General features: G+C 46.0%; 8 protein-coding genes. All 8 read left to right on the forward strand.

What is annotated here, in order from left to right; all coding sequences use genetic code 11:
• The first annotated feature begins 305 nt into the window (after positions 1-305).
• The 8 genes from WBA89_RS14120 (at position 306) to WBA89_RS14155 (ending at position 8,220) form a co-directional block, all read left to right on the forward strand.
• Positions 306-1,622, forward strand: a complete 1,317-nt coding sequence (locus WBA89_RS14120; protein ID WP_424407386.1) for an ABC transporter substrate-binding protein — start codon at positions 306-308, stop codon at positions 1,620-1,622.
• Positions 1,623-1,841: 219 nt separating this feature from the next.
• Positions 1,842-2,738 carry a carbohydrate ABC transporter permease gene (locus WBA89_RS14125; RefSeq protein ID WP_424407388.1) on the forward strand — a complete coding sequence of 299 codons (897 nt, stop codon included), beginning with the start codon at positions 1,842-1,844 and terminating at the stop codon, positions 2,736-2,738.
• 222 nt (positions 2,739-2,960) lie between these two features.
• Positions 2,961-3,824 (forward strand): carbohydrate ABC transporter permease, encoded by an 864-nt coding sequence (locus WBA89_RS14130; protein WP_424407397.1) that lies wholly within the window; start codon positions 2,961-2,963, stop codon positions 3,822-3,824.
• A 150-nt stretch (positions 3,825-3,974) separates the two neighbouring features.
• On the forward strand, positions 3,975-5,057 hold the full coding sequence (locus tag WBA89_RS14135) for an ABC transporter ATP-binding protein (RefSeq protein WP_424407390.1): 1,083 nt from the start codon (positions 3,975-3,977) through the stop codon (positions 5,055-5,057).
• 174 nt (positions 5,058-5,231) lie between these two features.
• Positions 5,232-5,579 carry a hypothetical protein gene (locus tag WBA89_RS14140; protein WP_424407392.1) on the forward strand — a complete coding sequence of 116 codons (348 nt, stop codon included), beginning with the start codon at positions 5,232-5,234 and terminating at the stop codon, positions 5,577-5,579.
• Between the two features lie 504 nt (positions 5,580-6,083).
• Positions 6,084-6,350 carry a DUF3574 domain-containing protein gene (locus WBA89_RS14145; RefSeq protein WP_424407399.1) on the forward strand — a complete coding sequence of 89 codons (267 nt, stop codon included), beginning with the start codon at positions 6,084-6,086 and terminating at the stop codon, positions 6,348-6,350.
• 163 nt (positions 6,351-6,513) lie between these two features.
• Positions 6,514-6,729 (forward strand): hypothetical protein, encoded by a 216-nt coding sequence (locus WBA89_RS14150; protein ID WP_424407394.1) that lies wholly within the window; start codon positions 6,514-6,516, stop codon positions 6,727-6,729.
• Positions 6,730-7,314: 585 nt separating this feature from the next.
• On the forward strand, positions 7,315-8,220 hold the full coding sequence (locus WBA89_RS14155; protein ID WP_424407395.1) for a CoB--CoM heterodisulfide reductase iron-sulfur subunit B family protein: 906 nt from the start codon (positions 7,315-7,317) through the stop codon (positions 8,218-8,220).
• Positions 8,221-8,285 lie beyond the last annotated feature (65 nt).

The raw sequence follows: 8,285 nt of genomic DNA on the forward strand, positions 1-8,285 counted from the left end.
CATGAGGAGTGAGGAGTGCAACCGGAATTGATATCACGCACCGCCCAAACGATTCAATCTAGTCAATGCCAAATGCCAGCGGAAACGATATTTGACAATACTCTCAATATCTGCCTGTAGATAGATGCTTACTTAACTCGCGATCGCACTCGTCCAATCCAAATTAGCACTCTTCACTCGACCATTATTAAGTAAGCTAAAGTTTACTTAAATTTTTATTGCACAAACTCGCTAAATCCCGTGAAACTTAAAAAAGCGAGTTAAGAGAGAAATAAGGCGATCGCACAGGAACTTCTGACAAGCAAATGCAAAAAATAAATTTCCCACCCCAGCGAAGGCAGAAGCGTCCCCGTCTTTTAGCCCTATGCGCCGTCACATTAGCAGCCGTCTTGCTGTTATTTATTCAGCCCGCACTGACTCAACAGCCAGTCACGCTAACCATGTTAATGCAAGGCCAAGACCTTGTTAACTGGAAACCCTTTATCAAAGAATTTGAACAGAAAAACCCCGATATTCGCATCAACCTCGTAGAAGGGCCATTTGATAGCAACCTCGTAGAAAATCTTTACACATCAGCCTTTCTTTTAGGCGACTCGCCCTACGATATCATCAACATGGATATTGTCTGGGTTCCCAAATTTGCAGCCGCAGGTTGGGTAATGGATTTGACAGACAGAATTTCCCCCGAAAAACTATCAAAATTTATTCAAGGTAACGTCGAAGGCGGGCAGTATCGAGGCAGACTTTACCGAATTCCCCACGCTTCCGATGCCGGAATGCTTTACTACCGCAAAGACATTTTAGAACAAGCGGGAATTCCAGCACCGAAAACCTTTGAAGAGATGGCAAAAATCTCTCAAAACTTGCAAAAACAGGGACAAGCAACTTGGGGTTATTTGTGGCAAGGCAAACAATACGAGGGAGTATCTGCGATGTTTGTCGAAGTGCTCTCCGGTTTCGGCGGCTTCTGGGCTAACCCTCAAACTTTTGAAGTTGGGTTAGATAAACCGGAGGCAATTAAAGCAGTAGAATTTCTCAAAAATACGATCGCCTCTGGCATTTCTCCACCCGGTGTCACCACCTACGGCGAAGAAGAAACCCGGCTGTTGTTTCAAAACGGCCAAGCGCTGTTTTTGCGAAATTGGCCCTATGTTTGGAAGCTAGCAAATGCCGAGGGCTCCAAGGTGAGAGGCAAAATTGCGATCGAGCCAATGCTCAGCAGTACCGGAAAAACAGGCGGTTCCTGCTTGGGCGGCTGGGGCTGGGGAATTGCCAAAACCTCAAAACATCCAGAACAAGCCTGGAAAGCAATTAAATACCTTACCAGCGAGGAAACCCAGCGCAAATTCATTTTAGAAACCGGTTTAGTTCCCAGTTACAAATCCCTATTTACCAACAAAGAAATAGTCGCCAAATATCCCCACTACCCGCAACTGCTAAAAGTAGTGGAACAGCCTGTATTGCGCCCGCCCATAGCACAATACGCTCAAGCTTCTGATATTTTGCAGCGCTATTTGAGTTCAGCTTTTACCGGGAGAATGACTGCAGAAGAAGCAATGAAAGCAGCGGCTAGTGAAACTCGCAATTTATTAGGCAGTTTGAAACAACCGAAAGCTTCGTAAAACTGACATCTTGCTATTCTGTTAGAAACAGGCTCTCCGGCCTGTTCCACAAAGAGTTAGCAACAGGCTCTCCGGCCTGTTCCACAAAGAGTGAATTTTTTTATTGTGGGGTGGGCATCTTGCCCGCCCGAACAGGCTCTCCGGCCTGTTCCACAAAGAGTAAATTCTATTGTGGGGTGGGCTTCTAGCCCGCCCAAAAATAAATCAAAGGTAAACAATATGAAATCAGACAAGATGCAGCGCGAACAAAAAACCGGATGGATATTAGTAGCACCAGCTTTAATAATTTTGCTGCTAGTATTTGCTTACCCAATATTGCGCGCTTTTTGGCTGAGTTTATTCACCCAAAACCTCGGTACAGAATTAAAACTGGTTTTTTCCGGTTTTGCTAACTACAGTCGAATGTTAGGCGACGGGCGTTTCTGGCAAACTTTAGGCAACACCGCAATATTTACAGTCGCCTCTGTTGTGCTGGAATTAATTATCGGCATGGGCATTGCCTTAGTCTTAAATCAATCTTTCAGAGGGCGCGGCATCGTGCGGACAATTTCCCTGCTGCCTTGGGCGCTGCCGACTGCATTAATGGGTGTAGCTTGGGCGTGGATTTTTAACGACCAATACGGCGTAATTAATGATATTTTACTCCGCTTGGGATTGATTGAAAACAGCATTAGCTGGCTGGGAGATCCGACTTTGGCAATGATGGCAGTGATTGCAGCGGATGTGTGGAAAACTACACCCTTTGTCAGCCTGCTTTTGCTAGCTGGATTGCAATCGATTTCCGGTGATTTGTACGAAGCCCACGCCATTGACGGCGCGAGTAGCTGGCAGAGTTTCCGTCAAATTACCTTGCCGCTGCTGATGCCCCAAATTGTGATTTCTGTGCTGTTTCGATTTGCCCAAGCTTTCGGCATTTTTGACTTGATTCAGGTGATGACGGGAGGGGGGCCGGCGGGGGCAACGGAGACGGTTTCTATCTACATTTACAGCACGGTAATGAGGTATTTAGACTTTGGGTACGGAGCGGCTTTGGTGGTGTGTACTTTTTTGCTGTTGGTTGCTGCAGTGGCGATCGCCGCTTATTTGTTATCGAAATCCCGCGCCAATCAATTTTAGATTTGGGATTTGGGATTCTCGATTGCTGCACGTTAAGTTAGTTTGCGATCGCCAACCCCAGAAACCCGGTTTCTTGCCCCATACGCGGGCTAGAAGCCCACGCCACAAGAGTTGCAATACAACTATTTCTTTAAAGTCTTGTGGGGTGGGCATCCTGCCCGCCCCCAAAAAAATCTAAATACCGAATAGCTTAGAAATTTCCTTTCATTGGTACAAAAAATTATGTCGATCGCCCGCAAACAACCTAACAAAAAAACCTTTGACATCCGGCAACTAATCTTGCCAATCTCAGCGATATTAATCGTCGCATATTTCCTCGCACCCATTGTCTGGCAAGTGCTGACATCCTTCAAAGTAAACGCCGACATTTCAGCAATTCCCAACGTCTACATACCCAAACAAATCACCTTCGAGCATTACATCTCCTTGTTCCAGCGCCGCCCCTTTGCACTTTACATTTTAAATAGCGCTTTTGTTTCCATTACTTCCACATTTCTGTGTTTAGCCGTAGGCGCGCCCGCAGCTTACGCTTTGGCTCGGTTGCGGCTGTGGAGCGAGAAAATCATCCTAGCAATTGTAACGATTGTGACGCTATTTCCGGCGGTGCTGCTATTCTTGGGTTTGTTAGAAATAGTCAAAGCTTTGAGTTTAGGAAATAATTATTTAGCCTTAATTATTCCTTACACAGCTATCAACTTGCCCTTGACAATTTTAGTAATGCGGAGTTTCTTTCAACAACTGCCAAAAGATTTAGAAGATGCGGCAAAAGTTGACGGATACAACACTTTTCAAATGCTGTGGCAAATCGTGCTACCGATGACATTTCCCGCCTTAGTCACAACCGGAATTTTGACATTTATTTCAGCTTGGAACGAGTTTATATTTGCACTGACATTTATCACTCGCGAATCCATGAAAACAATCCCCGTTGCTACCGCTCAACTCAGCGGCGCGTCAGTCTTTGAAATTCCTTACGGCCCGATCGCCGCCGCCACCGTTTTAGGAACCTTACCCTTAGTTTTCCTGGTTTTGGTGTTCCAGCGGCGCATCGTTCAAGGTTTAACAGCCGGAGCAGTCAAAGGATAGTCATTAGTCATTAGTCATTAGTCATTAGTCATTAGTCATTAGTCATTAGTCATTAGTCATTAGTCATTAGTTGGTTATTCTAATAACCCATTACCAATTACCAATTCCCAATTCCCAATTCACAATTCCCAATTACTAATTTTAAGAAACATGGCAAAACTAGAATTAAAAAACCTCAATAAAACCTACAGCCCAAAAGTAGTTCCCGTAAAAGACATTAGCTTAGATGTCAGCGAGGGAGAATTTCTGACATTGCTGGGGCCTTCGGGGTGCGGCAAATCGACGACGCTCAGGTTGATTGCAGGGTTGGAACAGCCTACTAGAGGCGAGATTAGAATTGGCGATCGCAATGTGACTAATCTCAGACCGGGCGATCGGGATATTGCAATGGTGTTTCAAAGTTACGCGCTTTATCCGCACATGACAGTATACGAAAATATGGCATCCAGCCTCAAACTTCGCAAAATTTCCTCCGGCGAAATCAACCGATTAGTGACAGAAGTTGCAGCATCCCTCGGATTGACCGAATTAGCCGATCGCAAACCCGGTAAATTATCAGGCGGACAGCGGCAGCGAGTAGCCCTAGGACGCGCCTTAGTGCGCCAACCCGAAGTATTTTTGCTCGACGAACCCTTGAGCAATCTCGACGCATTATTGCGGGAAAAAGTCAGGGCAGAACTCAAACAATTATTTGCATCACAAAAAGCTCCTGTAGTGTACGTAACTCACGACCAAACCGAAGCAATGACGCTTTCTACAAAAGTCGCAGTTCTCAACAGCGGCACTGTCCAGCAACTAGACCCGCCCCACTTCATTTATAACCGTCCGGCAAATCTATTTGTAGCGGGTTTTGTGGGCAGTCCGCAAATGAATTTGTTAGAGCTTAAATGCCAGGGAAATTCGGCAATGTTGGGCGATTTTAAAGTTCCTTTGCCAAATTTGCCTAGTGTGCCGCCAGAGATTGTCTTGGGAATTCGCCCGGAAAACGTCAGCTTTGCAAGTGCAGAGACTGCCGAGATGCCGGCTTGCGAGGCAATTAAAGGTGAAGTTTATTTAGTGGAAAACTTGGGAATGCAAAATTTGGTTAGCGTCCGAGTTAAAGGTTTGGAGTCGCTAACAGTGCGGCTGTTGCTGCCAAATGACCGCCAGTGGAACTCTGAAATTGTCGAGCTGGTTTTTCCGCCTCAGTTCCTGCACTGGTTTGATGTCAAAACGGGCGATCGGCTGCCGTGAGAAGTTGCACTGCACGGCATTATTTATTAACAGCAGTATGTCTCTGTGCTGAGAAACACATTTTCTGATTTTTGGCAAAATTATGACTTTAGTTAGAGGTAGAAGTATTTGGATACTGTTTAGATTGATAAATGTTGAAACTTCTCGAAAAAGAACTTAGGGAGTATTGCTAAGATGAATTTAATTTCCACTGCGATCGATCGTATCAGTTCCCTGTTTAAGGGCTTGCAGGTCAAACGTTTTTTGTCTGTAGTCCTAGTCGGTTTTGTGTTGCTGACGGCAAATGTTAATGCTGGAGATAATAGCAAAGCTTACGGCACGCAAGGTGGCTCAAATGCCGATCTTAACAACCCCGAAAGACCTCAAACAACGCGGGAATGGAGACAAGAAGCGCGCGAAACTAAGGATGATCCGGGCGAGAGAGTTCAGAAGATCGGGCAAGAGGCAGGAGCTGCTGTGAAAGAATTTGGGGAAATGTACCAAGACACCGCTAAGAGAAGTATCCGCGAATTAAAGGATTAGGAATAGTTTTTTTGGTGGCAAGGGTCGAAAATCCCGTTCCTAATATAGTGCAATCCTAAATCATTCATGCAGATATGTAGGGGCGGTGTCCCCGTGCCCGCCCTCCGAGAGATTGGGCAACCGGGCGTGGGATTGCCCCTACAAGAACTATGCAAATGATTTAGGATCGCTATAGTGCAAGATGTGCATTTAACCTCACATCTCGCACTATTTTTTTAGCTTAATTTAAGTTTTAAACTATTTTAAACCATGTAAGATACAAATTTTATCGGTATTGACAGTTTTGGTGCGTGTATGTTTGCCAGTAGTTTAAGCAACGAAGGGTTAAAAATAATATATGAACAAACATCTTCACAGTCTTTGCCTGACCGGTCTGCTGTTAGTCCTGCCTGTGTTTCCGGCGACAATTGCCCGCGCTCAACTGCCGGAAACTTCCGAGACTAACAGCAAACAAATCTCTTCAAAGATGAACTGTATTTTGGTTTAACAAAACCGGGAGGCGAGATTGTTTCGGAATCAGAATGGCAGGAGTTTGTCAAGACAGTTATTACCCCTCGTTTTCGGGAAAAACTAACTGTATTAGACGGCTCCGGGCAGTTTCTTAACAGTTCGGGCATTCTGATTCGAGAGAAGTCGAAAATTGTAATTTTGATTTATGAAAATACCTCGGACAAGAATCGAGCTATTACGGAAATTATCGACAGTTACAAGCGCCGTTTTCATCAGGAGTCTGTGCTGCGGACAACCAGCGAAGTTAAGGTTTCTTTCTGAGGCGATCGGGCAATTAGCGTATTTATGATATTATTTATGGTGAGCGAGGTCATACCCTCAAAGATCCGTAGGGTGCGGGTGCAATAAAAATCATAGTTTGTGGGTATCGATCGCACATTGCCTGCCATTCGCTAAAAAAACCAGCCCTGGAGAAAACAAAAATATGACGGACGACGGCAACCCAAAAGCACCAGCGCCCGAAAGCGAGGATTCAAAAAATTTTGCCGGCATGGCAAAAGCTTTGCTCGTGAGCGTAGCTTGGTCTTACGCAGAGGCTTTGGAGCGAACTAAACGATCGCGAAATTCACAGGAACCAGCGCAGCAATCTCAGACAGAATCTGAGACAGAACAAGTCGATCGCGCTCCTGAAGGCAATTAATGAAAGACCATTAATAGGAGAAGAACAAAATTCTCTTGGGGCACTCCTGAACGCAACAGTCAGTTAGCTGTTCTGGGTTGAGAACGATCGACTTAGGGCAGCGAGCTGTGCCGTTAAAGCCTGATTTGTATTGGATTTTACCACAAAAAAACTGATAGCCCGTGACCCTTCAACAAGCTCAAGACAAGCTTTAATCTAGGGACGAGAACCGCGTTGCAGGTTTGAATATCCACCTATAGCGGTTCTCAAAAAAGTGAAGAGAGCCTCATGCCCTATGCCCTATGCCCTATGCCCTATCCCGCACAGTACCTCATATGAGAGCTCGAAAGGCTATATTAGCAACTTACTCATACCATTTGAGATTTGAGATTTGAGATTGGGATTACTGCTGGATAAGGGTTTTAAGTTTTTCTACAGTTGCATCTTTTGGGTAAATCGGTCTGAAAATTCTTGAGAAAAGCTGACAATTCACCCCTAGCTAGGCTCTGATGCGGTAATTGTGGAGAGGAAATTCGTTAGCGCAGCCCTCGAAGAGGATCGCCCTTATCCCTTGTCCCGAACCTTGTCTCCCCAGCAGAAACGACTATGCCATCCCCAACTCTCAAATATGCTTACTTTCCCGGTTGCGTAGCCCAAGGTGCCGCCCGCGAACTTTACCAGTCTACCCAAGCGCTGACTCAAGCTTTGGGCATTGAACTGGTGGAACTCAAGAAAGCTTCCTGCTGCGGTTCTGGTACTTTCAAGGAAGATTCGCAGTTGCTCGAAGATACCGTCAACGCCCGGAATATTGCTTTGGCCGAGCAACTGAATTTGCCTTTACTCACGCATTGCAGCACTTGTCAAGGGGTAATCGGTCATGTGGACGATCGCCTCAAGCAATCCCAAAAGACCGATCGACCTTACCTCGAAAAAGTCAACGGTTTACTAAAAAAACAAGGCTGTTCGCCCTACCAAGGCAGTACCGAGGTGAAACATCTATTGTGGGCGATCGTTGCAGATTACGGCTTGGAGGAAGTGCAGAAGCGAGTCACCCGCAAGCTTTCCGGTTTGAAGTGCGCGTCTTTTTACGGATGCTATCTGCTGCGAGCTCAGGAACATTTGGCTTACGATGACCCGCACCAACCCGAATCGATGGAAAATGTGTTTCGGGCGATCGGCGCAACTCCCGTTTACTATCGAGGGCGGACGCAGTGCTGTGGCTGGCCGCTGGCGAGTTATGCCACTAACCAATCATTTCAGATGGCCGGCAAACACATTCAAGATGCTCTTGACAACGGTGCTGATTGTATGGTAACGCCTTGTCCGCTGTGTCATTTAAATTTGGATTCGCGGCAGCCGGAAGTGGAAAAAGTAATTGATCGCAAATTGGGTTTGCCGGTGCTGCATTTGCCGCAGTTGGTGGCTTTGGCTTTGGGTGTGGAGCCGAAACAACTGGGACTCGATCGGCATATTGTTTCCACTAAGCCGGTGTTGGAAAAATTAGGCTTTTAGCAGGATTAACGCATTGGGTTGGGTTGGGTTCCCGATTTTAACCCAACCCGATACTTCCTTGAGAA

It is taken from the genome of Microcoleus sp., from assembly GCF_049646505.1.
GTDB lineage: Bacteria > Cyanobacteriota > Cyanobacteriia > Cyanobacteriales > Microcoleaceae > Microcoleus.